This is a genomic window from uncultured Bacteroides sp., assembly GCF_947632445.1.
GTDB lineage: Bacteria > Bacteroidota > Bacteroidia > Bacteroidales > Bacteroidaceae > Bacteroides.
In genome coordinates, this window is sequence record NZ_CANRPM010000014.1 from 1 (window position 1) to 21,558 (window position 21,558).

The 21,558-nt window shown below is 50.2% G+C and carries 22 protein-coding genes; 5 read left to right on the top strand and 17 right to left on the bottom strand.

What is annotated here, in order from left to right:
- The 7 genes from Q0Z70_RS04600 to Q0Z70_RS04630 form a co-directional block, all read right to left on the bottom strand.
- A partial coding sequence (locus tag Q0Z70_RS04600; RefSeq protein ID WP_298072947.1) for an Eco57I restriction-modification methylase domain-containing protein occupies nucleotides 1–1,385 on the bottom strand: 1,385 nt, incomplete at its 3' end.
- Nucleotides 1,382–2,050, bottom strand: coding sequence for an SAM-dependent DNA methyltransferase (locus Q0Z70_RS04605; protein WP_298072948.1), 669 nt, complete (start codon nucleotides 2,048–2,050; stop codon nucleotides 1,382–1,384). The genes Q0Z70_RS04605 and Q0Z70_RS04600, both read right to left, overlap by 4 nt.
- An 874-nt stretch (nucleotides 2,051–2,924) precedes the next feature.
- Complete coding sequence (locus tag Q0Z70_RS04610; protein WP_298072949.1) at nucleotides 2,925–4,226, bottom strand: ATP-binding protein; 1,302 nt, start codon at nucleotides 4,224–4,226, stop codon at nucleotides 2,925–2,927.
- Between the two features lie 167 nt (nucleotides 4,227–4,393).
- Entirely contained in the window at nucleotides 4,394–6,676 is a 2,283-nt protein-coding gene (locus tag Q0Z70_RS04615; RefSeq protein WP_298072950.1) for a heavy metal translocating P-type ATPase, read from the bottom strand.
- A 181-nt stretch (nucleotides 6,677–6,857) separates the two neighbouring features.
- Entirely contained in the window at nucleotides 6,858–7,634 is a 777-nt protein-coding gene (locus Q0Z70_RS04620) for a biotin--[acetyl-CoA-carboxylase] ligase (protein ID WP_298072951.1), read from the bottom strand.
- Nucleotides 7,618–7,974: an MmcQ/YjbR family DNA-binding protein gene (locus tag Q0Z70_RS04625; RefSeq protein WP_298072952.1), complete on the bottom strand. Its 357-nt coding sequence runs from the start codon at nucleotides 7,972–7,974 to the stop codon at nucleotides 7,618–7,620. Before Q0Z70_RS04625 ends, Q0Z70_RS04620 begins: the two co-directional genes overlap by 17 nt.
- 24 nt (nucleotides 7,975–7,998) lie before the next feature.
- Nucleotides 7,999–8,364, bottom strand: a complete 366-nt coding sequence (locus Q0Z70_RS04630; protein ID WP_298072953.1) for a YraN family protein — start codon at nucleotides 8,362–8,364, stop codon at nucleotides 7,999–8,001.
- 85 nt (nucleotides 8,365–8,449) lie between these two features.
- On the opposite strand from Q0Z70_RS04630, the gene Q0Z70_RS04635 reads away from it, so the two are divergent.
- Together Q0Z70_RS04635 and Q0Z70_RS04640 are read left to right on the top strand one after the other, a co-directional pair.
- Nucleotides 8,450–8,683: a hypothetical protein gene (locus tag Q0Z70_RS04635; RefSeq protein ID WP_298072954.1), complete on the top strand. Its 234-nt coding sequence runs from the start codon at nucleotides 8,450–8,452 to the stop codon at nucleotides 8,681–8,683.
- A 31-nt stretch (nucleotides 8,684–8,714) separates the two neighbouring features.
- A complete protein-coding gene (locus Q0Z70_RS04640; RefSeq protein ID WP_298072955.1) occupies nucleotides 8,715–9,149 on the top strand; it encodes a nucleoside deaminase in 435 nt (144 codons plus the stop codon).
- Between the two features lie 2 nt (nucleotides 9,150–9,151).
- On the opposite strand, the gene Q0Z70_RS04645 is transcribed toward Q0Z70_RS04640, so the two are convergent.
- The 3 genes from Q0Z70_RS04645 to Q0Z70_RS04655 form a co-directional block, all read right to left on the bottom strand.
- Nucleotides 9,152–9,445, bottom strand: a complete 294-nt coding sequence (locus Q0Z70_RS04645; protein WP_298072956.1) for a DUF4834 family protein — start codon at nucleotides 9,443–9,445, stop codon at nucleotides 9,152–9,154.
- A gap of 64 nt (nucleotides 9,446–9,509) precedes the next feature.
- The gene (locus Q0Z70_RS04650) at nucleotides 9,510–10,217 is read right to left on the bottom strand and encodes a CDP-alcohol phosphatidyltransferase family protein (protein WP_298072957.1); all 708 of its coding nucleotides are present in this window, start codon (nucleotides 10,215–10,217) and stop codon (nucleotides 9,510–9,512) included.
- Nucleotides 10,218–10,219: 2 nt separating this feature from the next.
- Nucleotides 10,220–10,906 carry a phosphatidylserine decarboxylase family protein gene (locus tag Q0Z70_RS04655; RefSeq protein WP_298072958.1) on the bottom strand — a complete coding sequence of 229 codons (687 nt, stop codon included), beginning with the start codon at nucleotides 10,904–10,906 and terminating at the stop codon, nucleotides 10,220–10,222.
- 167 nt (nucleotides 10,907–11,073) lie between these two features.
- Here Q0Z70_RS04655 and dnaE point away from each other — a divergent pair, with 167 nt between their 5' ends.
- The 3 genes from dnaE to Q0Z70_RS04670 all read left to right on the top strand — a co-directional run bounded on the left by dnaE (nucleotide 11,074) and on the right by Q0Z70_RS04670 (nucleotide 15,774).
- Entirely contained in the window at nucleotides 11,074–14,871 is a 3,798-nt protein-coding gene (dnaE, locus tag Q0Z70_RS04660) for a DNA polymerase III subunit alpha (RefSeq protein WP_298072959.1), read from the top strand.
- A gap of 161 nt (nucleotides 14,872–15,032) precedes the next feature.
- On the top strand, nucleotides 15,033–15,347 hold the full coding sequence (gene trxA, locus Q0Z70_RS04665; protein ID WP_298072960.1) for a thioredoxin: 315 nt from the start codon (nucleotides 15,033–15,035) through the stop codon (nucleotides 15,345–15,347).
- A gap of 91 nt (nucleotides 15,348–15,438) precedes the next feature.
- Nucleotides 15,439–15,774 (top strand): hypothetical protein, encoded by a 336-nt coding sequence (locus Q0Z70_RS04670; RefSeq protein ID WP_298072961.1) that lies wholly within the window; start codon nucleotides 15,439–15,441, stop codon nucleotides 15,772–15,774.
- A 167-nt stretch (nucleotides 15,775–15,941) separates the two neighbouring features.
- On the opposite strand, the gene Q0Z70_RS04675 is transcribed toward Q0Z70_RS04670, so the two are convergent.
- The 7 genes from Q0Z70_RS04675 to Q0Z70_RS04705 all read right to left on the bottom strand — a co-directional run bounded on the left by Q0Z70_RS04675 (nucleotide 15,942) and on the right by Q0Z70_RS04705 (nucleotide 21,368).
- Nucleotides 15,942–16,157, bottom strand: a complete 216-nt coding sequence (locus tag Q0Z70_RS04675; protein WP_298072991.1) for an immunity 17 family protein — start codon at nucleotides 16,155–16,157, stop codon at nucleotides 15,942–15,944.
- A gap of 10 nt (nucleotides 16,158–16,167) precedes the next feature.
- A complete protein-coding gene (tsaE, locus tag Q0Z70_RS04680) occupies nucleotides 16,168–16,593 on the bottom strand; it encodes a tRNA (adenosine(37)-N6)-threonylcarbamoyltransferase complex ATPase subunit type 1 TsaE (RefSeq protein WP_298072962.1) in 426 nt (141 codons plus the stop codon).
- Nucleotides 16,594–16,901: 308 nt separating this feature from the next.
- Nucleotides 16,902–17,981, bottom strand: a complete 1,080-nt coding sequence (locus tag Q0Z70_RS04685) for a competence protein CoiA family protein (RefSeq protein ID WP_298072963.1) — start codon at nucleotides 17,979–17,981, stop codon at nucleotides 16,902–16,904.
- 14 nt (nucleotides 17,982–17,995) lie between these two features.
- Complete coding sequence (locus Q0Z70_RS04690) at nucleotides 17,996–18,430, bottom strand: hypothetical protein (RefSeq protein ID WP_298072964.1); 435 nt, start codon at nucleotides 18,428–18,430, stop codon at nucleotides 17,996–17,998.
- Nucleotides 18,431–18,693: 263 nt separating this feature from the next.
- Nucleotides 18,694–19,518, bottom strand: coding sequence for a metal ABC transporter permease (locus tag Q0Z70_RS04695; RefSeq protein ID WP_298072965.1), 825 nt, complete (start codon nucleotides 19,516–19,518; stop codon nucleotides 18,694–18,696).
- Nucleotides 19,519–19,606: 88 nt separating this feature from the next.
- Nucleotides 19,607–20,041, bottom strand: coding sequence for a phospholipase (locus tag Q0Z70_RS04700; RefSeq protein ID WP_298072966.1), 435 nt, complete (start codon nucleotides 20,039–20,041; stop codon nucleotides 19,607–19,609).
- An 85-nt stretch (nucleotides 20,042–20,126) separates the two neighbouring features.
- Nucleotides 20,127–21,368, bottom strand: coding sequence for a 3-phosphoshikimate 1-carboxyvinyltransferase (locus Q0Z70_RS04705; RefSeq protein ID WP_298072967.1), 1,242 nt, complete (start codon nucleotides 21,366–21,368; stop codon nucleotides 20,127–20,129).
- Nucleotides 21,369–21,558 lie beyond the last annotated feature (190 nt).

Sequence of the window (21,558 nt, forward strand, 5' to 3'; positions counted from 1 at the left end):
GGAACAAGACGATATGCCTCTTTGGTAATGTGGTGGGAATACATGCACTGTGCAACAAGAAACCGAAAGAACATAGTTTTCATATATGATACTAAATTTCGTGCTTTTTGTTCCGTATCAAAACTACCTACAACAAGATATGTTTCTGTACAAATGGTGTGGGGTGGTAATATGTCTATCTTTGAGAATACCCTCCGTTTCCCGTCTTTGCCCGGATTTCCTGCATGGTCGTAACCTACATACGAGGTTATCACCTTCCATTTGTCTATCAATTCCCGACCAACAGTAATTTCTTCACTGCGATAAGGCCCTTCTCCATTTTGCCATCTTAAAACAATATTGCCACTATCCTGCGGACGAACAAAAGTTGCTAATCCAAACGGTTTACGACTGGACACAACATCCGACATTTTCGGTTCATTGAACGCACATACTTTCCTTACAATAATAGCCGCAACATCGTATCGAATAAATGTGTCGAACTCATTCAAAGCTCGGACAGAATGTTGTGTACTATCTTTCTTTACATTCATAACATCACACAATCCTTCGTTGTCCCTGTCCCACAGAAAATAACATACCCCACCAGCAATATCTACACCCGGAAAACAATCAGCCGCATTTTCATAATCGACTAACATACGGATATGTTTGTCGTTTAACATTTCTTTTCGGAAATCATCTAATCCTTTTCCTCCGCCAAACCAACGCGAAGGAATTATCATAGTCAAATAGCGGGGGTTGAGTTTTTTTGCTTGTTGTATAAATTTATGATATATTGGACTGGCGCTTGCACCATTTCCTCCGTCGCTTAACTGGTAAGGCGGATTGCCTATAATGACATCGAATCGCATATCGGGAAATAAAAATTCGGGATTATCTGCATGAATAAATCGGTAGGCATGGCTTTCCAACACCTCGCTACGGTCGTACACTTCGCGGCTCGCCCCGCAGTAGCGGCATCGTCCGTTCACCCACGTGTGGGCAGCCGGCTCGTAAAGGATATTGCCCTGCTCGTCGTCGAAAGCCGTGCATACGGAATAGTGCCCGTTAGCCGTCTTGGAGCAATACACCGACCGCCGAGACAGCAAGCCCGTCAGCTCCGTAATTGCCAGTCCGAAGAGTTGTTCTTTGAAAATATGGTCGGCACGCTCCTGCACATCGGGGATCTGTTCGGCAAGTCCTGCCATCAGACGGCGGGCAATCTCGCGCAGGAAGACTCCCGTTTTGCTACCGGGATCGAGGAATCGCGCATGGGGGTCGCTCCACAAAGACGACGGAAGCAAATCGAGCATCCGATTGGCTACGTCGGGCGGCGTAAACACCTCGTCGTTGCTCAGATTGGCGAGGCAGGTCAGTACATCGGGGTTGTAATTCGGAATCATGGTTCACCTATTTTTAGAAAGTGTACAAGCGGATATTCGGCAACGGGCGTAGGCAGAAAAGCCTGTTCGCCAAGGTCGGAAAAAAGGTTCGGCCCCTCCATCGGCTGGCTTTCCAAAAGATTTGCCAGCGTGAAGTCGCGCCGTTTGAACAAGCCCTTGCCCGTGTCAGACCACTCGGCAAAGACGATCGGCTTTTGCGCATCGTCCAGTGTTTTCAGAGTCAGCGCATCGCCCCAGACAATATTCAGTTCGAGCATCCGCCGCACCGTCCGGCGGCATGCCTCCTTGCACCCGTCGCCGAACAGAGACGTATAGGCGGCATCGAAGACCTCGAAAAGGCGCCGGCGGCAGACGGCTACATTGTCGGGCAGGATTTCAACGCCGTAGAGCGAACTCACGGCGAGGCAGGCATACTGCTCCCATACGATTTGCGGACGGGGATAGCGGGCGGCAACAACGGCAAGTTTGCGGTTCAGGATTTCGATGAGAAAAGCGCCCTGCCCGCAGGCGGGTTCGAGAAAGCGCGACGCAATGCGTTCGCACTCCTGCCCCACGAGGTCGCACATGGCTCGCACCTCGCGTTCGGCGGTAAATACTTCGCCGTGGTCGACGACACGACGGCGGGAGATGATTTGGGCCGGTTGGGTATTTTCTTGTTTCGGCATAGACTTCTGTATGCGAGCCTTCGCCGATATTCGGATAAGCAAAAAAGAAGGGCAATGAACCATTCGTTAGATTGCTTATCTTCAATCCAAGGTACGGCCAAGCACCTAATACACCAGATAAGCACGAATAGTTCACGCCCATTGGACGTGAACCCCGCCACTTACTCCCGTGTATTCAAAAATTTGGCCGTTTTGGATTGAGGGAATAAGAGCTAAAGCTCAATTAATTATATATCTTTACTTTTTTATTTCTGTTTTTCTATCGTTTTTTAGAGTTCAACGCGACAAAGATAGCAAATATTTCAATTCCGCAACTTACAGCGCATCGAAATTGTCGTCCAACTTATCGAGTTCATCCAGCAAGGAGTCGATGCGATGCCCGGTGCCTGCGGCTTGTCGTCAATACAAACAGCCGAACATCCAAAGCGGAATCCGGTTGCCGCTTCCGGTCTCTATACCATCCAATAGAGAAACTCCACCAGCTCTTCCAAGCTGTGATTATTGAACCACATGTTATCCAACGACACATACAGCACTTCGTCGAGAGTGGAGAAAGTCTCCTTGATATGTTGCAGCAGCAGTGTTGTCTTGCGACACCGCGTGCGCCCTTAATGCCAATGAGCCGCACATTCCAGTTTATGCGGCCATACAAATATCGTTTGAAACGCAAATCCGTAGCGGCGAGTTTACGGTGAAACGTATTTACCAACGGTTGAATATCCACGTAATCCATAGCGGCGTAATTTATTTATTTCGTTGCAAATATAATGAAACACTTTCGGGAAAGCGAATTTTCCATAAAATCTCACCTTTGGGGAAGTGCTTTATTTGTTCGTTTCGCAGAATGATGTCTGTCTGTCTCGACGTTTCGCCGTCACCTTCCGAGCATCCACTTCCACGCCGGCACAGCATGGACAATCCTGCCGTTTCTTTCGAAAGAACACTCCTCGTCAATCGTTATAATGGACAGTTTGTCGCATTGGGTTGCTTTCGATGCTTCCAACAGGCCGTTGATTTCCCGTTCTCTGGTATCTCTGTCGGACATATCCCATGTAACCTGTATCAACTCATCGACATGTTCATTCCGCTGAATCACGAAGTCGCACTCGGCGGACTCCTGAAAATAAAAGATGCAGTCAGCAGGTTTCAGATTACGATACAGATGAAGGAATACGATATTTTCCAACAGTTTGCCGTTGTCATCGCTCTGCGGAAGCAGCACGGCACTGCGCAAGCCGTTGTCGATGCAGTAATATTTCTTTTGGGACTTCTGTTCTTTCGCCAAGGAACGTTCATATTTGGGTATGCGGACAAACAGGAAAACATCGCACACATAATCGGCCCATCGGTAAAGTTCGTCCTTGTTTATCCGCAAGCCCTGCGATTTGATATCGTTGTATATCGACAATATCGAGGTCGGCTTGGTCAGATTGGCCATTATGCGTTTGACAAAGTAGCGGAGAACCGGCAAATTCGCTATTCCGTAGTGCTCGGCAATATCTTTCAGGAGCATGGTGTCGAAATAGCCGTTCAGAAGCTGCAATTTCTCCGTCTCCGACGAGGTCAATACTACTTCAGGAAATGCGCTTGCATGATTATACTTGATAAAAGCATTGCGGACTTTTGCCTTGTCCTGTTCGAGATAACTATCCGTGCCGATACCTTTGAACCGGCAATATTCGTTAAAAGAAAGCGGATAGGTCTTATGCTCGAGCGGATAGCCCCGCAAAGCCGTAGACAGTTCCGTAGACAACATCGTGGCATTGCTGCCGCACAGATAGATGTTCTTGCAATAACTTTTATACACCCGTAAAACGAAATATTCCCAATCCTCGATAATCTGGATTTCATCGAAGAACATATACACGTCTTTTATGGGCACGTCGGGATACATCTCCATATAGGAAACGATTATCTCGTCCAAGTCGTCGGAGGTCATCTTTTTCAAACGCTCGTCGTCAAATCCTATCCACAGGATGTTTCTTACCGGCACACCGCTTTCAATCAGTGCATTAATCGCTATCATCATCAACGTGGACTTGCCGCATCTGCGTACACCGGGTATGGTGATGATTTTCTTGCGGTTTATCGGCAGCTCCTCATCGCGACGAATAACCTCGAACGGCATCTCCTGCTGTTTGAGCGCTATCAACGACTTAATAGTATCCTTTCTCATGTTCTCTTCGATGTTTTCCGTGCAAATATACAAAGTTCCTCCAATAACGGAAACTATCCGAAAAAGTTTCCGAATTTCGCGGAAAGATTATTGCATATTTCATCCTTTCTGCCGACTTCAATGCTTCCTTTGAATATCATCGTGAAAGCCCGGCTGCCTCCGACCGCCTAAAGTTCCGGCCGGCTGCGCTTCAGCCGCAGACTGTTCGTCACCACGCTGAAGCTGCTGAACGCCATGGCTGCTCCCGCAATCATGGGATTGAGCAGGAAGCCGCAGACAGGGTAGAGTACGCCGGCAGCGACGGGTACGCCTATCAGATTGTAGACGAACGCCCAAAACAGATTCTGCCGGATGGTGCGCACGGTGAATCGGGAGAGGTTCAGGGCTTCGGGCAGCTTGCTGAGGTCGCCCCGGAGCAGGGTGATGCCTGCCACGTCCATGGCGATGTCGCTACCCGTGCCCATGGCGATGCTGAGGTCAGCTTGTGCCAGGGCGGCGCTGTCGTTGATGCCGTCGCCTACCATCGCGACGGTTTTCCCCTCCTGCTGAAGGCGGGCAATGAAAGCCGCCTTTTCCTGCGGCAGTACGTTGGCGCGGTAGTGGTGGATGCACGTCTGTTCGGCAATGGCACGGGCGGTAACTTCATTGTCGCCCGTCAGCAGGTAGACGTCGATACCCTGGTGTTGCAGGCGGCTGACGGTCTTGACAGACGTGGACTTCACACGGTCGGCTACGGCGGCTACGGCCAGCGCCTCGTATTCGTCGAAAAGCCAGACGACGGTCTGCGCTTCGGCTTCCAAACGATCGGCCTCCAGCATCAGCAGCGGGTCGACAGCTATTGTATGTTCGTCCAGCAGACGACGGTTGCCGACGTAGTAGATCGTGCCGTCGACACGGCCCCGGATGCCCCGCCCCGTCAGGCTCTCAAATTCCTCGACCGGCGAAGCGTTCTCCGTCAGACGGGGAGAGACGGTTTCCCAATATTGGACGATAGCTTCGGCCAGCGGGTGTTCGGAGCGTTTCTCCAGCGCATAGAAGGCGATTACGTTACGGTCGGTCTGACGGTTCCAGAGGAGCGCGGTCACCTGCGGACGGCCCTCGGTCACGGTGCCTGTCTTATCCAGCACGACGGTGTCCACCCGCCGGGCACGTTCCAAGCTTTTTGCGTCCTTGATGAGAATACCCCGCTCGGCTCCCTTACCGATACCTACCATGATGGCTGTCGGCGTGGCCAGCCCCAGGGCGCAGGGACAAGCGATGATGAGCACTGTCACCAGCGCGAGCAGGCCGTGAGTGAAGCCGTCGGACGGAGCCAGCAATACCCAACTCACGAAACTCAGCAGGGCGATGACCATGATGACAGGTACGAAGATGCCGGCAATGCGGTCGGCCAGCTTCTGCACAGGAGCTTTGCTGCCCTGCGCCTCCTGCACGGCATGGATGATGTGGGCCAGCAGCGTGTCGCGACCCACCTGTCCGGCACGGAAGATGAAACTGCCCCTCTGGTTGATGGTGCCGGCCAGCACCCGGCTACCCGTGCGTTTGCCAACGGCCATCGGTTCGCCGCTCAGCATACTCTCGTCCACATACGATTGGCCGCACACGACGATGCCGTCCACCGGAACACGCTCGCCGGGACGCACCAGAAGCAAATCGCCGACAACGACCTTTTTCAAAGGTTCGGAGAGGATGGGCAGCCCGGCAGGGATCTGCTTGATGTCGTCGGACAAGGGTTCGTCCACTAAGTTCACCGTCGGCGGTTGCAGCCCCATCAGCTTTTTGATGGCGCCGGTTGTCCGGCTCTTGGCACGCGCTTCGAGCAGGCGACCTAAGAGGATGAAGGCGATGATGACGGCCGAAGCCTCGAAATAGACGTGCGGCTCAATGCCCCGCGACCGCCAGAAGTCGGGGAAGAAGAGGTTGAATACGCTGAACGTGTAGGCGATGCCCGTGCTGACAGCCACCAACGTGTCCATGTTCGTCGCGCGATGCTTCAGCAGGCGCCAGGCGTTGGCGTAGAAACTTCGCCCCAGGATGAAGACCACAGGCGTGGCGAGCAGCCACATGACATAGCCCGCATACGGCCGGTCGGCAAACGCCATAGCGATGACTGCAACGGGCAGGGCAAGAGCGACGGCCCATACGGTGCGCCGCCTCAGTGCGCGGTAGCGGCGACGCTCCTCGGCAACCTTCTCTTCTGCCTCCGCCGATGCGAACGCTTCTTGTCTCGGCATCAGGCCGAAGCCCACGGCTTCCACAGCCCGTCGCAAAGCGTCGGACGTGCAGACCGAAGGGTCGTAAGTCACCGTGGCCGTAGCCGAAGCCAGATTGACAGCAACCCGGACGACGCCCGGCTGCCGGCTCAGGGTTTTCTCCACACGGGCGGAGCAGGCGGCGCAGCTCATGCCCTGTACGTCGAAATTCTGTCGGATAGTAGATTTCCTTTCCATAATTCGTTGACGATTGTTCTTTTTATGTTTGCGGACACAAAGATAAGGAAAGGCAGACGAGAAGCAAGCGAAAACAAACGAATACAACGTTTTTTAATGTGATTTCACCGAACCGTCGCTCGATTTGTCCCGAAATGCCGGAAAAGGGCCTGCCGACTGTACGTCCGCACAGAAAGGAAAGTCAGAGGATGTATCGCACTTCCTTGAAAAGGTAGCGTCGCAAGCGTCCTGTTTCGTCCTGCAGGAGGAGGCGTCCGTCCGGCTCCACGCCGGCCAGTCGGGCCGAGAAGCGTCCGTCCGCGTCTTCGTAGGGATGCAGGCCCTCGCGGCGGAAGAGGGCGTCGGCATAACGGCAGGCAGCGTCGGCGGCCAGGCGTCCGTCCGTGTCGCGGCGCAAGGCTTCGTAGGAAGCATGCAGGCGGCGGAGAAAGCCTTCGAGAACGGCCCGCGCGTCGCAGTCGCGGCCCGTGGCCTGTTTCAGCGACACGGGATTGGGTGCCGGACTGCGGAATACGGTCTGGTTCACGTTGATGCCGATGCCGAGAATACAGCGGCCGATGCGGCTTCCCTCCAGTACGTTCTCGATGAGCATGCCGCAGATTTTCTTCTCGTGCAGGTAGATGTCGTTGGGCCATTTGATGGAGATGCCCTCCACGCACGTGTCCAATTCTTCCTTAACGGCCAGGGAGACGATTTGCGAAAGGACGAACTGCCGGCGTGCCTCGACGAAGCGGGGGTAGAGCACGGTGCTGAACAGCAGGTTGCGCCCGCGTTCAGACTCCCAGCTGTTGCCGCGCTGGCCTCTGCCGTCCGTCTGGAAGCGGGTGGTGACGGTGGTATATTCGGGCGGAGGCGTCGGGGCCGTGTCGCACAGGTCGGCCAAGTAGCGGTTGGTCGAATCGGTTTCCTCCAGCCCGATGATGGGGAAGGACATTGCAGGCTCAGGGCAGTTCGTCATAGGCGCTGCGCATTTTCCGGGTGAATTTCTTGACGACTTCCTCGTAGGAATGGTCTATCAGATGCTTTATCAGCCGGTCGTCCGCGTCGCTGTCCAAGTGCACCTGGTTCCAGTACTTCTTGTTGAAATGCCACGCCCCTTCAACGGCGTTGTAGTGATCGCGCAGTTCGAGGGCATAGTCGGGGTCGCATTTCATGGTGATAAGGTCGGGCGTATTGAGGTTGATGCAAAGAAACATCTTTCCCATCACCCGGATTACGAGAATGTCTTCGCCGAAGGGCATGTCTTCGGTAGCCGCCTTCTTGGCAAGGCAATATTCGCGTGCGGTTTCTATATCCATAACGTTCGGTAAGTATGAAGAAGGTTAAAATACAGGCGGATAAAAGGCATTTTTCAGATGCCCGATGGCAAAGGGCGGATGGGCACCGACGGCCGTAACGATGTCGAAGCGGACGGGCAGGCAGATGTCGAACTGCTTGATGTAGGCGTCGGCCGCCGTGATGATGTGGTGCACCTTCTGCCAGTCCACAGCCTCCTGCGGCTCCCCGCAGTCCGTATCGGTGCGGGTCTTCACCTCGACCACCACCAGTTCGCCTTCGTGCATGGCCACGATGTCCAGCTCCAGACGGTTCTTGCGCCAGTTGCGGTGGCATATCGTGTAGCCCCGGCTCTCCAGATAAGCCGCCGCGGCGTCCTCGCCTTCCTTTCCCAATCGGTTGTGTGCTGCCATATAGCCGTCTTTTTTCTTTTCGGGAGGCAAATTTACGTTTTTTCCGCTTTGTATTTGCAGCAGGAACACTATTTTTGCAGAAAATATGAAAAAGAGAGACAAAACGCGTGCGAAAGCAACGCCCGGCGAGCCCAAACGCGATCAGCGCATTGTATGCCTGATGAATGAAGAGGAACAGCGGATTGTGAACCGTTATCTGGAAAGGTATAAGATAACCAACAAGTCGCGCTGGTTCAGGGAAACAATTCTCATGTTTATCCATAAGAATATGGAAGACGACTATCCGACCCTCTTCGGTGAGCACGACATGAGGCGGTAATCTCCCCAAACCCTTTAACTCTCCTGACAAAATGGACAACACGTTCTACATGAAACAGGCCTTGGCGGAAGCCCGGAAGGCGGCCGCGCGCGGTGAAGTGCCCGTCGGGGCGATCGTGGTATGCAAGGACCGCATCATCGCCCGTGCCCATAATCTGACCGAAACCCTGACGGACGTAACGGCCCATGCCGAGATGCAGGCCATCACGGCGGCTGCGTCGGCACTTGGCGGCAAATACTTGGACGAGTGTACGCTCTACGTCACGGTGGAGCCTTGCGTGATGTGTGCCGGTGCCATTGCTTGGGCGCAGACCGGCCGCCTTGTCTTTGGCGCCGACGACGAGAAGCGGGGCTATCGGCGCTATGCACCGCAGGCGCTCCATCCCAAAACAGTCGTGGTGAAAGGCGTGATGGCCGACGAATGTGCCGACTTGATGAAAGAGTTCTTTCGGGAGAAACGCCGTTAGTCTTATTCCTTTATCTCCTCGTAATCCACGTACTCTCCGTCGTCTTTGGAGAAGATGCGTTCCTTGCGCTTGACGCGTATCCCGTCTTCTTCGGGGCGGTGGCCGTCGTCCGTGTCGGTCGGGGTGCGCGATGATTGCCGGTTGTTTCCGTAGAAGGTATAGTCGCGGAAATCCTGCGAAGGCGGGTTCTTCCGTCTGAGGCCGAAGATGCCGCGTACAATGCTGCCGATGAGGCTGAAGCCGATAATTAGTATCGCTATGAAGAGTATGAACAGAAATCCTAAGAAATGTAACATGTGTATCGAGCGTTTAAGTTGTTTCTGATAACAACGACTGCAACAATCATGCCAGGCGGAAAGTTTATTTCTTCCGCCCGGTAAACCATGACAGCAGGATGTACCAGACGATGCAGGTAACCAATCCCCGCACTTGTAAGGTAGCCAAAAAGAGAATGCAGAGCAGCAGGAAGAGGAAGCTCACCCCGTTATCCTTCCACGACAGGTTTCTGAACTTCAGCGAGAACATCGGGATTTCCGACACCAGCAACCAGGAAAACAGGCAGACCAATGCCAGCAGACAGAGCGGATGAAAACCGCCCCCGATAAGCAAGGAGTGGTAACCTGCGGTGAGCGAAGCCCAAAACAAGGCATTGGCAGGTACGGGCAGGCCGATGAAGGAAATCGCCTGGCGCGTATCGTTGTTGAACTTAGCTAAGCGCAGCGCCGAGAATACCGTAATGAGAAAAGCCGAGTAGGGCAGCCAGGCAGCCACGCTTTCCATGTAGGCGGGATAAGGCATTTCCTTGAACAGAGAAAACACAATGAGCGACGGCGCCAGGCCGAAGCTGACGTCATCGGCCAGTGAATCCAAATCCTTACCGATGACGGAATGAGCGTTCAGAACCCGTGCGGCCAGTCCGTCGAAGAAGTCGAACATTGCACTGATTATGATGAAGAGTAGCGCCGATTCGTAACGTGCTTCGAAAGCCATCACGCCGGCGATGCAGCCCGAAAATAAGTTCAGGCAGGTCAGTGCGTTAGGAATATATCGGGTGATGCGGTTGGCCATAATTATTTGAGTTTGGCAATGACGGTCTGGTTACCCGTTGTCACTTGTCCTAACTTGACAAGAACTTCTGTACCCAAAGGCAGGTACACATCCACACGCGAGCCGAACTTGATGAAACCCATGTGTTCGTCGATGTAGCATTCCTCGCCCGGCTCGGCGTAGGTAACGATGCGGCGTGCCATCGCTCCGGCTATCTGACGGGTCATTATTTCCACTCCTTCGGGCGTCTCGATGATTACCGTCGATCGCTCGTTGTCCGTGCTGGCTTTCGGCAGCCATGCTTTCATAAACCTGCCGTTTTGGCGCCCCACCTTCTTGATGGTTCCGTCTACGGGATACCAGTTGGCGTGTACGTTGACCAGACTCATAAAGATGGAAATCATCAGGCGTCGGTCGTGGAAGTACTCATTTTCCTCGACTTCTTCGATGACGACCACTTTCCCGTCGGCCGGAGCTACCACGATCTTTTCAGTGTCTTGACCGAAAAGACGTATCGGGCAACGGAAGAAATTTACCAATATACCGTACACAATAAGGCTGAAGACTCCTACAATATAAAATGGTACTTTATTATTTAATCCGAAATATAAGGCGGAGTTGACTACCAATAGCAGCAACAGGCTTCCAATCAGCGTCTGAGTTCCTTCACGGTGTATGTGTATCTTTTTTAGTCTTTTTAGTCTGCCCATGTAAACCCGCGTTTATGGAGTTAGTAATTACTTGCAAAAATAGGGGTATTTTAAAACTCTAACAAGAAATTAGGGAAGAAATGCGCTTGCAAGTATTTTTTTGAGGATTATTTTGGCTGAAAAAGGGATAGATTGTACCTTTATGCTCCAATTTGAAAGGAATGCTTATGCAAGATTTTGTTCATCTACACGTACATACCCAGTATTCGTTGCTCGACGGGCAGGCCAGCGTCAGCCGCCTGGTGGAAAAGGCTATCAAGGATGGGATGAAAGGTATCGCAATAACCGACCATGGCAATATGTTCGGCATTAAGGAATTTACCAACTACGTTAACAAGAAGAACGGTGGCCCGAAAGGAGAAATCAAGGATCTGAAGAAAAAGATGGCCGATATCGAGAGCGGCAAGGAGGAGTGCGAGGACAAGGAAGCCGCACTGGCCGACTGTCGTGAGAAGATTGCTGCGGCAGAAGCCCGTATCTTCAAGCCCATTATCGGTTGCGAGATGTACGTGGCACGCCGCACGATGGACAAGAAGGAGGGAAAGCCCGACCAAAGTGGCTATCACTTGGTGGTGCTGGCCAAGAACGAAAAGGGCTACCACAACCTCATCAAGCTGGTGTCGCACGCCTGGACGCAAGGCTACTACATGCGTCCTCGCACTGACCGTAACGAACTGGAGAAGTATCACGAAGGTTTGATTGTCTGTTCCGCTTGCTTAGGTGGCGAAATCCCCAGGAAGATAGTCAACGACAAGCATGATGAGGCTGAAGAAGCAATCCGTTGGTACAAGAACCTTTTCGGCGATGACTTCTACTTGGAGCTGCAACGCCACAAGGCCACCGTGCCGCGAGCTAATCACGAGGCTTATCCCATGCAGCAGAAGGTGAACGCCAAGCTGATGGAATACAGCAAGAAGTTCGGCATCAAGCTGATTTGTACGAATGATGTCCATTTCGTGGACGAGGAGAATGCCGAAGCCCACGACCGCCTGATTTGTCTCAGTACGGGCAAGGATCTCGACGACCCCACCCGCATGTTATACACCAAGCAGGAGTGGATGAAGACCAAGGCCGAAATGAACGAACTTTTCGCCGACGTGCCTGAGGCACTTGCCAACACATTGGAAATTCTCGACAAGGTGGAGTTCTATTCCATCGACCATGCGCCCATCATGCCTACTTTCGCCATCCCTGAGGAATTCGGTACGGAGGAAGAATACCGCAAGAAATATACCGAACAGGACTTGTTCAACGAGTTCACCCGCAACGAGAACGGCGAGGTGGTGCTTGACGAAGAAGCCGCCAACGCCAAGATAAAGCGTTTGGGCGGCTACGAGAAGCTGTATCGTATCAAGTTAGAGGCCGACTACTTAGCCAAGCTGGCTTTCGATGGGGCCAAACGTCTCTACGGTGACCCGTTGAGCGAGGAAGTGAAGGAACGGTTGGTGTTCGAGCTTTACATTATGAAGACCATGGGTTTCCCCGGTTACTTCCTTATCGTGCAGGACTTCATCAACGCTGCACGCACCCAGCTTGGCGTGTCCGTAGGACCCGGACGTGGTTCCGCTGCCGGTTCGGCTGTGGCCTACTGTTTGGGCATCACGAAGATAGACCCCATTCAGTACGACCTGCTATTCGAGCGTTTCCTGAACCCCGACCGTATCTCCCTCCCCGATATTGATGTGGACTTCGATGACGACGGTCGTGGTGAGGTGCTCCGCTGGGTGACCGAGAAATACGGGCAGGAGAAAGTGGCACACATCATCACTTACGGAACAATGGCTACGAAGATGGCCCTCAAGGATGTGGCCCGTGTAGAGAAGCTTCCTTTGCCTGAGTCTGACCGCCTGTGCAGGTTAGTGCCCGACAAGATACCCGACAAGAAGCTGAACCTGCCTAATGCCATTGAATACGTGCCCGAGTTGCGGGCGGCCGAGGTATCGCCCGACCCATTGGTACGCGAGACCATCAAATACGCCAAGATGCTCGAAGGCAACGTGCGTGGTACGGGTGTGCACGCTTGCGGTACCATCATCTGCCGTGATGATATTACCGATTGGGTACCTGTCAGCACGGCCGATGACAAGGAGACAGGCGAGAAGATGCTTGTCACCCAATACGAAGGTTCGGTTATCGAGGATACCGGTCTGATCAAGATGGACTTTTTAGGGCTGAAGACCTTGTCGATTATAAAGGAAGCGGTGGAAAACATCCGTCTGCATCGCGGCATTGAGATTGATATTGACAAAATATCCATTAACGATCCTGCTACTTATAAGCTTTATTGCGACGGCCGCACCATCGGAACCTTTCAATTTGAGTCGGCCGGTATGCAGAAATACCTGCGTGAGCTCCAGCCCAGTACGTTTGAAGACCTTATCGCCATGAACGCCCTCTACCGTCCGGGGCCTATGGATTACATTCCCGATTTCATTGACCGGAAATGGGGACGCAAGCCCATCGAATACGATATTCCCATCATGGAGAAGTACCTGAAGGATACTTACGGCATCACCGTCTATCAGGAGCAGGTGATGTTGCTTTCCCGTTTGCTGGCCGACTTCACCCGCGGTGAGTCCGATGCTCTTCGTAAGGCGATGGGCAAGAAGCTGCGCGACAAGCTGGATCACATGAAGCCGAAGTTCATCTCTGGCGGGCAGAAGAACGGGCATGACCCTAAAGTATTGGAGAAAATCTGGGCCGACTGGGAGAAGTTTGCTTCTTATGCTTTCAATAAGTCGCACGCCACGTGTTACTCTTGGGTGGCCTACCAGACAGCCTATCTGAAGGCTAATTATCCTGCCGAGTATATGGCTGCCGTTATGAACCGAAGCCTTTCAGACATCACCACAATCACCAAACTGATGGACGAATGTAAATCAATGGGCATTAAGGTGCTGGGGCCTGATGTAAACGAGAGTAACTTGAAGTTCACGGTCAACCGCGACGGTAACATCCGTTTCGGACTGGGTGCTGTGAAAGGAGTAGGAGAAGGAGCTGTACAAAGCATTATGGAAGAACGCACGAAGAACGGTCCCTATACGGGTATCTTCGATTTTGTGCAGCGTGTCAATCTCAATGCCTGCAACAGGAAGAACCTCGAGTGCCTGGCATTGGCCGGCGGTTTCGACAGCTTCCCTGAATTGCGCCGCGAACAGTATTTCGCTCTCAACTCTAAGGGAGAAGTTTTCCTGGAGTCACTTATTCGCTACGGCAACCGTTACCAGGTCGACAAGGCTACAGCAACCATTTCGCTTTTCGGTGATGAGAACATGGTGGATATAGCCACGCCTGAAGTACCTGATGCCGAACGTTGGAGTGATCTTGATCGTCTGAACAAGGAACGTGAGTTAGTAGGTATCTATCTTTCCGCCCATCCGTTGGACGAGTATGCCGTCGTATTGGAGCATGTGTGCAATACTCACATGGCTGAACTCGAAAATAAGGAAGCGCTCGTAGGACGCGAAATTACTATGGGCGGTATCGTTACTGCTGTGCGCCGGGGTACCAGCAAGAACGGCAACCCCTATGGCATTGCTAAAATAGAAGATTATTCCGGTGCGGCCGAGATACCGTTCTTCGGTAATGACTGGGTCACTTATCAGGGCTATTTGGGCGAACGTACCTTCCTCTATATAAAGGCACGCTGCCAGCCTAAGCAGTGGAAGCAGAACGAACTGGAGCTGAAGATTACCTCCATTGAGTTGCTGCCCGATGTCAAGGAGAGTTTGATTGGCAAGATCACCATCTTTATCCCGCTCACGGTGCTCAACACGGAATTAGTGAACGAACTGGCGGGTCTTACGAAAGAACATCCCGGTTCTACGGAACTCTACGTCAAGGTATTCGACCCCAAGTCGAAGATGACGCTCGACATGGTGTCGCGTCCGGTGAAACTCTCTGTGGGACGTGAGTTGATTTCTTATTTAAAAGAACGCCCGGAACTGGATTTCCAAATAAATTAGTTCTCTTTAAATAAGATAGGAGGCAGTTCGGAAATAATCAAACTGAAAATACCATTTTCATTTGCTTCTCCGCTTACCTTTTTCTATCTTTGCCCATCAATCAGTATAAAAATGATTTGGAAATAACTTAATAATAATCAATAAATTAAAACCTTAAGACAATGGCATTGGAAATTACTGACAGCAATTATCAGGCTATGCTCGCAGAGAAAACGCCTGTAGTGATAGATTTTTGGGCACCGTGGTGCGGACCTTGCAAGATGGTAGCTCCCATTATCGAGGAACTGGCAGCCGAATATGAAGGCAAGGTACTCATCGGCAAGTGCGACGTAGACGAGAATAATGATGTAGCTGCCGAATTTGGTATTCGCAATATCCCTACCGTCCTGTTCTTCAAGGACGGCAAGCTGATAGACAAGCAGGTGGGTTCTGCTCCTAAATCAACTTATGCGGCTAAAATCAACGCGTTGTTATAAATCATGATTGGGTGGTTGCAAATGGGGTGCTTCCCTGAGAAGGAACGACCGCATTTGCGGCCTTTGTCACTTTTTTTAATCATTCAACAGCATGGGAACAGCAGACGAATTCTTGCAGGATGATTTGGATGACGAAAAGACCATTGAGTTCATCAAAAACTATCTGCCGCAGGACTTAAAGGATAAATTTTCCGACGACGAACTGTATTACTTTCTCGACCTGATAGACGAGTACTATGTAGAGAGCGGAATCCTCGATGCACAGCCCGATAAAGACGGCTATATAGTTATTGATTTGGAGAAGATTGTGGACTATATCATCAAGGAAGCCCGTAAGGACGAAATGGGTGAATATGACCCCGAAGAGTTGCTATTCGTTGTTCAGGGCGAAATGGAATACACCGACTCATTGAGCGGCAACAAATAAGCCGACAATTTTCCCTTTCCCGTTCATGCCGTGTTTCGTTGCTCTCTGACGAAGCACGGCATGACGTTTTCATGAAGCACTTCCTGAGGTCGTCATAAAGCACTTTCTGAGAGGGTGAGAAAGCACTTCGTCAGAGGGTGACGAAGCACTGTCTTAGAAGGCCTGTCTTATGCTTGTGGCGTGTTCAGGACGAAGAACACAGCGGTGGCTATTAGAATGAGTCCCAGCACGCCGTAGAACAGGCGGGCCTGGCGACGTCCCACGTTGCGTACAATGAACTGCGTGTTGTGGGCCGTGAAGAACCAGTTCCAGTCCAGCAGGGCTGCCAGCAGACTGATGATACCCGCAACGGCGAAAATACCTTGTATCAAATATTGGCTGATCATGGCGTGATTAGGCTAATTCTTCCAGTGTCAGGCGGCGTGCACCGTTTTCCACTTCTTCGATGGTTACTTTCACCGTATTACCCGGCAGTAGCTCTTCAATCAGTTCGGGCCATTCGACGAGGCAGACAGCACCGCTGTAGAAGTAATCCTCGTATCCCATATCATACACTTCTTCGAGCTTTTTGATACGGTAGAAATCGAAGTGGTAGATAAGCTCTCCGGCCAGGTCGGAACGATATTCGTTGACGATGGCGAAAGTGGGTGATGTGACGACATCGCTCACACCCAGTTCTTCACAGACTGCTTTGATGAAGGTGGTCTTTCCTGCACCCATCTTGCCGTAAAAAGCAAAAACGGTATTGTCACCCATGGCTTCGACAAACCGGCGGGCGGCTTCGTGAATATGGTCTAAGGATTGGATGTTGATTTCCATTGTAGCTTTTATTAGGTTTTTATCGACTTGACTTAACCAATTAAGGAATAAACTTTTAGCGAATTATTTTTAAGAAATAGAAGTAACGATTTAGTAATCGTACAAATTTTAGTGTTTTACACTGTTATGCTGTCAAATAATTCTTTCGGAAACAAATATAATATGTTTCCCCGAAAGTGGAAAGCAAAATAGATATTTTTTCGGGAATTGGACTTTTGTACTTAGTCTAAAATGTTCTCGGAATATTATAATAGGTCTTTAGTTGTATAACATTCTTTTTAAATCATTCAAATCACTTACTTTGGTATTTAACGAACGAGTAAAGAATCTTTAGGTTCATCTATTTTCCATATATCTGCATTGCCATCCTCTAAATATTCATCAAAAATAGAGATCGCACGATTTATTACAACTGCATTTTTTCGAAACATCGAACATCTTGAAGCGTCATTATCTTTGCACAATTTAGGATTGCCACACTTTTTGTATAGTTTACAGAACACATCCCCTTCCATTGTTTCCGCTTGCCATTTACATATTTGACAATCTCTTTTCAAATATCCGTCAAGATATGCTTTGACTTTTCCAACCATATACATCTCACTACTGATAGGGGAATATATGCAATCATCGTATGGCATACTTATTTCATAGATACCTTTTCGATGTTGGTCATAATTTCTACAAGATATGTCCCTTTCGACATAACTCTTTAAAGTAGGATATAATACATATTTTTGGAAAGGCCGCACAACTTTATTCACGGGAGATCCATCACGTTTAAAATTGTACAGTCTAACCTTTTCGCCTTCTATTAATTCATTAGATTTTACAATATCCAGAATATCTTCTTCTGATTGGATGGCAAGTTCAATAATCCGAATACCCGAACTTTTTTTCTCTTGACTACACTCATGTGTCACAAAGATTTCAATAAAAATCGGAGAATTAGGATAAGCATCGCTTTCGCAATATAAATCAGCAATAAAACCTCCATACCTATATTCTCGAATGCATTTTGAGTAATATTTTTTTAAGTCAAATTGCTCTCTTATCGTTCCGTTACAACTCATTTTGTCATAAAATGCACAACTGCTATATCTATCGCATTTCCCGTAATTATTCATAGATAACATAATGGTTTCATTTTTATTAAACCAATCCATTATCATTCTCTCGGCAATGGAATGCAGATATTTGTCATAAGAACATTTGTCTGCCTTATGCGCAAAGTGCCACTTACGGCTATTCCCGCGTTTGGGAATCATCTCTTTATGACAGTAAGGGCAGAAATACTGCTGATTGTTCAAATCATTAGTCTTTTGTATATCAATAATACTATTGTTTATATCAAGAGCAAAACGTTGATATTTGTGGGAAGATTGCATATCATAAAAAGCTATTAATAAACTCCTTCTTTTTCTCGGATTACACCGATATTATCATCTGAAGAAATCGATTTAGTGATAAGTACTTGATCAAAATTTTTATGCCCTACTTGTATCTGCCCATCGGAAAACACATATAAAAAAGCATTTTTAAAAGTTTTCTTATAAACTAATTTCCCTTTTTTATCAACAACCTTAATCTTGACTCTATATTTGTCAGAAATGAAATAATCTGGTGTTATTGACTTGAATGAAATCGTAACATTTTCATAAAACTGCCCTTCAATGTCAAGGTATGCTACTTTACGTACAACCTCCATATCGGTTAGTGGTTTCGCTGTTCCTGGTTCATTTTGGGCAAATGCCCAAGAGGTCGTAAAAAACATTACTACAAACAAAACAAATATCTTTACCTTGTCGGATACATTCGCATTCATAATTTCTTCCATAACGTCATTATTTGTGATAATAAAAAGCGCAGACATTCGCCATACGCTTCACGGTTCACCACAAACCACAACTAAATATGGGAAGCCTGCGCCCATATCCGGGGCAGTCCCAATATTAGTTGTTGCTCTTTACTTGTGGTGGTGACTGTGAAGCTATCGAGCAATATGTCTTGAAAAGGGGCATACCCAATCCAAGTACAAAAGTAATGAAAAAATTTGAGATAAGTTCTTTTTTCTGCGGATTTATTATTATACTTCGTAGCTTAACCCCTTTGTCTCTTCAGATAAGCGATGCAGAGGCTTTTCCCCGTCTTGCATACAGCATAGATAAGGATGGAGAAGAAGATGATGGACGCTCCTGACGGCACGTTCAGATAGGACGATAACAGCAGACCGCCCAGACAACTGAGATAGCCGATGGCGATGGATAGCCAGATAATGCGGTGGAACCGGTGGGAGAAGAGATTGGCCGTCATTTGGGGGATGGTAAGTAGCGAGATGACCAGCACGATACCCACCATGCGCAGGCAGGCCACAATAGTCAGGGCGATGAACAGCATCAGGACATATTCAAAGCACTCTACAGGCAGGCCTTGTGAACGGGCAAACTCACGGTCGAACGCGATGCTGACAATCGGGTGCAGGTAAAGGCTGAAGAATACAGCTAAGATAGCCGATAATACCCCTAACAGAGCGATATCACTGCCCGTAATGGTCAGGATGTTGCCGAAGAGATAGGCTGAAAGGTCGGGTGCAAAGCCCGGCGACAGGAAGGTAAACATAATGCCCAATGCCATCCCCAGTGTCCAGAATACGGCAATGGCCGAATCCTCACGCATGTCTTTCCGTTTGCTGAGCCATTCCACGCCGAAAGCCGACAATACGGCAAACACGGCAGCAGAGAGGATGGGCGAGATACCCGTGTACAGTCCTAGTCCGATACCGCCGAACGAGGCATGCGTCAGTCCGCCGCTGATGAATACCAGTCGCCGCGTCACGATGTACGTGCCCACCATTCCGCAGGCAATGCTTGCCAGCAGACTGCCCAGCAGAGCGTGCTGGAAAAATGTATATTGTAACAGGTCCATGTCTCTTAGTGGTTAATAGTCGTTTGTTAGCGGTTAGTGATGAATGGTTTGTATCGACTTCTAATTCTTTTATCTCCTCTGCTACTACCTATTTCTTCTTATGCGGATTGGCTCTCAATTCCCCGACAACGAGAAACACTTCGTCTTTCAGGCTGTCCGGCAGGGCAATACCGCGAAGTTGCAGGCTGCGTACCCAGCCGGCTACGTCCTCGGCTTGCATAGTGTAGAACACGTTGTGGAACTCCTCTTCCTGTTCAGATGTATAAGCATCGCTGGCCGTGCCGGTGTACTGATCCAGCTCTTCGTCATCGTAGTATTCTATTTTCTTGCTGACGGCAGCCAGGAGACTCTCCTTTTCGCACACTTCGTGCTGCCCGCAACATTCCGAGTCCACTTGTACGGTTTCGGGCATAGCTTCCAGTTCGCCGCTTTCCACCTGTTTGCGCAAGTTGCGGTTGCGTATTACTCCGGCTACGGCTGCCACCACGGCCAGAACCATCAGACTAACGATCAGTATCCACATACCTTATTTATATATAGCCTTGCAAAGATACACAGAATTTAGCAGGATGCGGCAGGATGTCCTTAAAAAAGCGGAAACAGACTGTTTATCGACTTCCGGGATATTCCGTGAGGCGAAATCCCGCCGCTTGCAGGTCGTTCCAGTAGCTGGGGTAAGATTTACTTACTACCTGCGGCTCGTTGATGCGGATAGCGGGGCGAACGAGGCAGACTGGGGCGAAAGCCATTGCCATACGGTGGTCTTCGTAGGTGTCGATGCCGGGTTGTTCGTCAGCAGGGCAGCGTCCACCATCCCACCACAAGATGCTGTCTTGCCCGGCATGTACCACATAACCTAACTTCCGCAGTTCGGTGATGAGGGCACAGATACGGTCGGTTTCCTTGATCTTAAGGCTTTGCAAACCCGTGAAACGGAAGGGGACGTCCATCAGACAACAGGTTACGACGAATGTTTGAGCCAAGTCGGGGATGTCCACCATATCTGCGTCCAAACGTGCAACGGATTGTCCCTGCTTACGGAGCTTCACGCCCTGCGGGATATATTCCGTCTGCACGCCCAATCGGGCAAAGAGTTCGGCACCACGACTGTCGCCCTGCGCACTGTGAGCAAAGAGTCCTAACAGTTCTACCTCAGGGGATCCGTCCGCTAAGGCTGTCATCTGATACCAGTAGGAGGCTGCGCTCCAATCACTTTCCACACGGAAAGGTGTGTCGTGGTAACCGCCGGGTTCCACAGTTATACTGCTGTCCGATGTCCATCCGGCCTGCGCACCGAAGTCGTGCATCAGTTGCAATGTCAGATTGATATAGGGGCGTGAGATGATATTTCCCTTCAGTTGCAACTTTAGTCCTGTGGGTAGTACGGCACCTATCATCAACAGGGCTGATATGTATTGTGAACTTACATCTCCAGCCAACTCTATTTCACTGCCCGTCAGCTGAGTGCCATTGATACGCAGAGGTGGGAAGCCTTCATTGCCGGCATACTCGATGTGTGCGCCCAATGTACGCAGGGCGTCTACCAGAATACGGATGGGGCGCTGTTGCATACGTTCCGTGCCGGTAATGAGGTGCGTGCCTGCCGTCACACTCAGATAAGCCGTGAGGAAACGCATGGCTGTACCCGCGGCGTGAATATCTATTACATCGGGCATGTTGTCCAGGGCGTGTATCATAACCTGCGTGTCGTCGCAGTCGCTTAGGTTCTCGGGGCATGTATTGCCTCCCGACAGAGCATGTAGGATGAGCGCGCGGTTGCTGATGCTTTTCGAGGCAGGCAGTTGTATAGCAGCGTGAAGCGAAGAGGGGGCATTGAGTAGGTATTGCATGTGTGATAGGTATTTCAATCTGCAGACAAAGATAAGCAATTCCCATGAAGCCTGCAACCAAATGTTTCGTGGGATTGTTGTATGGCTTCAATACTTTCTTATATACTTCGTAGAAATTTACATCAATTCAGATAAATATTCCATTTTCCTTTTCTTCCGTTTCTCTTTACTTTGCAGTTGGAAATAAGGT

Excerpts from the sequence above, each read along its gene's own strand:
- Q0Z70_RS04645 (WP_298072956.1), bottom strand. The coding sequence starts at position 9,445 with ATGTTACATTTCTTAGGATTTCTGTTCATACTCTTCATAGCGATACTA.
- Q0Z70_RS04640 (WP_298072955.1), top strand. The coding sequence starts at position 8,715 with ATGGACAACACGTTCTACATGAAACAGGCCTTGGCGGAAGCCCGGAAG.
- Q0Z70_RS04610 (WP_298072949.1), bottom strand. The coding sequence starts at position 4,226 with ATGAGAAAGGATACTATTAAGTCGTTGATAGCGCTCAAACAGCAGGAG.
- Q0Z70_RS04695 (WP_298072965.1), bottom strand. The coding sequence starts at position 19,518 with ATGGACCTGTTACAATATACATTTTTCCAGCACGCTCTGCTGGGCAGT.
- Q0Z70_RS04620 (WP_298072951.1), bottom strand. The coding sequence starts at position 7,634 with ATGACGAACTGCCCTGAGCCTGCAATGTCCTTCCCCATCATCGGGCTG.
- Q0Z70_RS04690 (WP_298072964.1), bottom strand. The coding sequence starts at position 18,430 with ATGGAAGAAATTATGAATGCGAATGTATCCGACAAGGTAAAGATATTT.
- tsaE (WP_298072962.1), bottom strand. The coding sequence starts at position 16,593 with ATGGAAATCAACATCCAATCCTTAGACCATATTCACGAAGCCGCCCGC.
- Q0Z70_RS04650 (WP_298072957.1), bottom strand. The coding sequence starts at position 10,217 with ATGGCCAACCGCATCACCCGATATATTCCTAACGCACTGACCTGCCTG.
- trxA (WP_298072960.1), top strand. The coding sequence starts at position 15,033 with ATGGCATTGGAAATTACTGACAGCAATTATCAGGCTATGCTCGCAGAG.
- Q0Z70_RS04625 (WP_298072952.1), bottom strand. The coding sequence starts at position 7,974 with ATGGATATAGAAACCGCACGCGAATATTGCCTTGCCAAGAAGGCGGCT.
- Q0Z70_RS04705 (WP_298072967.1), bottom strand. The coding sequence starts at position 21,368 with ATGCAATACCTACTCAATGCCCCCTCTTCGCTTCACGCTGCTATACAA.
- Q0Z70_RS04630 (WP_298072953.1), bottom strand. The coding sequence starts at position 8,364 with ATGGCAGCACACAACCGATTGGGAAAGGAAGGCGAGGACGCCGCGGCG.
- Q0Z70_RS04700 (WP_298072966.1), bottom strand. The coding sequence starts at position 20,041 with ATGTGGATACTGATCGTTAGTCTGATGGTTCTGGCCGTGGTGGCAGCC.
- Q0Z70_RS04685 (WP_298072963.1), bottom strand. The coding sequence starts at position 17,981 with ATGCAATCTTCCCACAAATATCAACGTTTTGCTCTTGATATAAACAAT.
- Q0Z70_RS04615 (WP_298072950.1), bottom strand. The coding sequence starts at position 6,676 with ATGGAAAGGAAATCTACTATCCGACAGAATTTCGACGTACAGGGCATG.
- Q0Z70_RS04670 (WP_298072961.1), top strand. The coding sequence starts at position 15,439 with ATGGGAACAGCAGACGAATTCTTGCAGGATGATTTGGATGACGAAAAG.
- Q0Z70_RS04635 (WP_298072954.1), top strand. The coding sequence starts at position 8,450 with ATGAAAAAGAGAGACAAAACGCGTGCGAAAGCAACGCCCGGCGAGCCC.
- Q0Z70_RS04655 (WP_298072958.1), bottom strand. The coding sequence starts at position 10,906 with ATGGGCAGACTAAAAAGACTAAAAAAGATACACATACACCGTGAAGGA.
- Q0Z70_RS04605 (WP_298072948.1), bottom strand. The coding sequence starts at position 2,050 with ATGCCGAAACAAGAAAATACCCAACCGGCCCAAATCATCTCCCGCCGT.
- dnaE (WP_298072959.1), top strand. The coding sequence starts at position 11,074 with ATGCAAGATTTTGTTCATCTACACGTACATACCCAGTATTCGTTGCTC.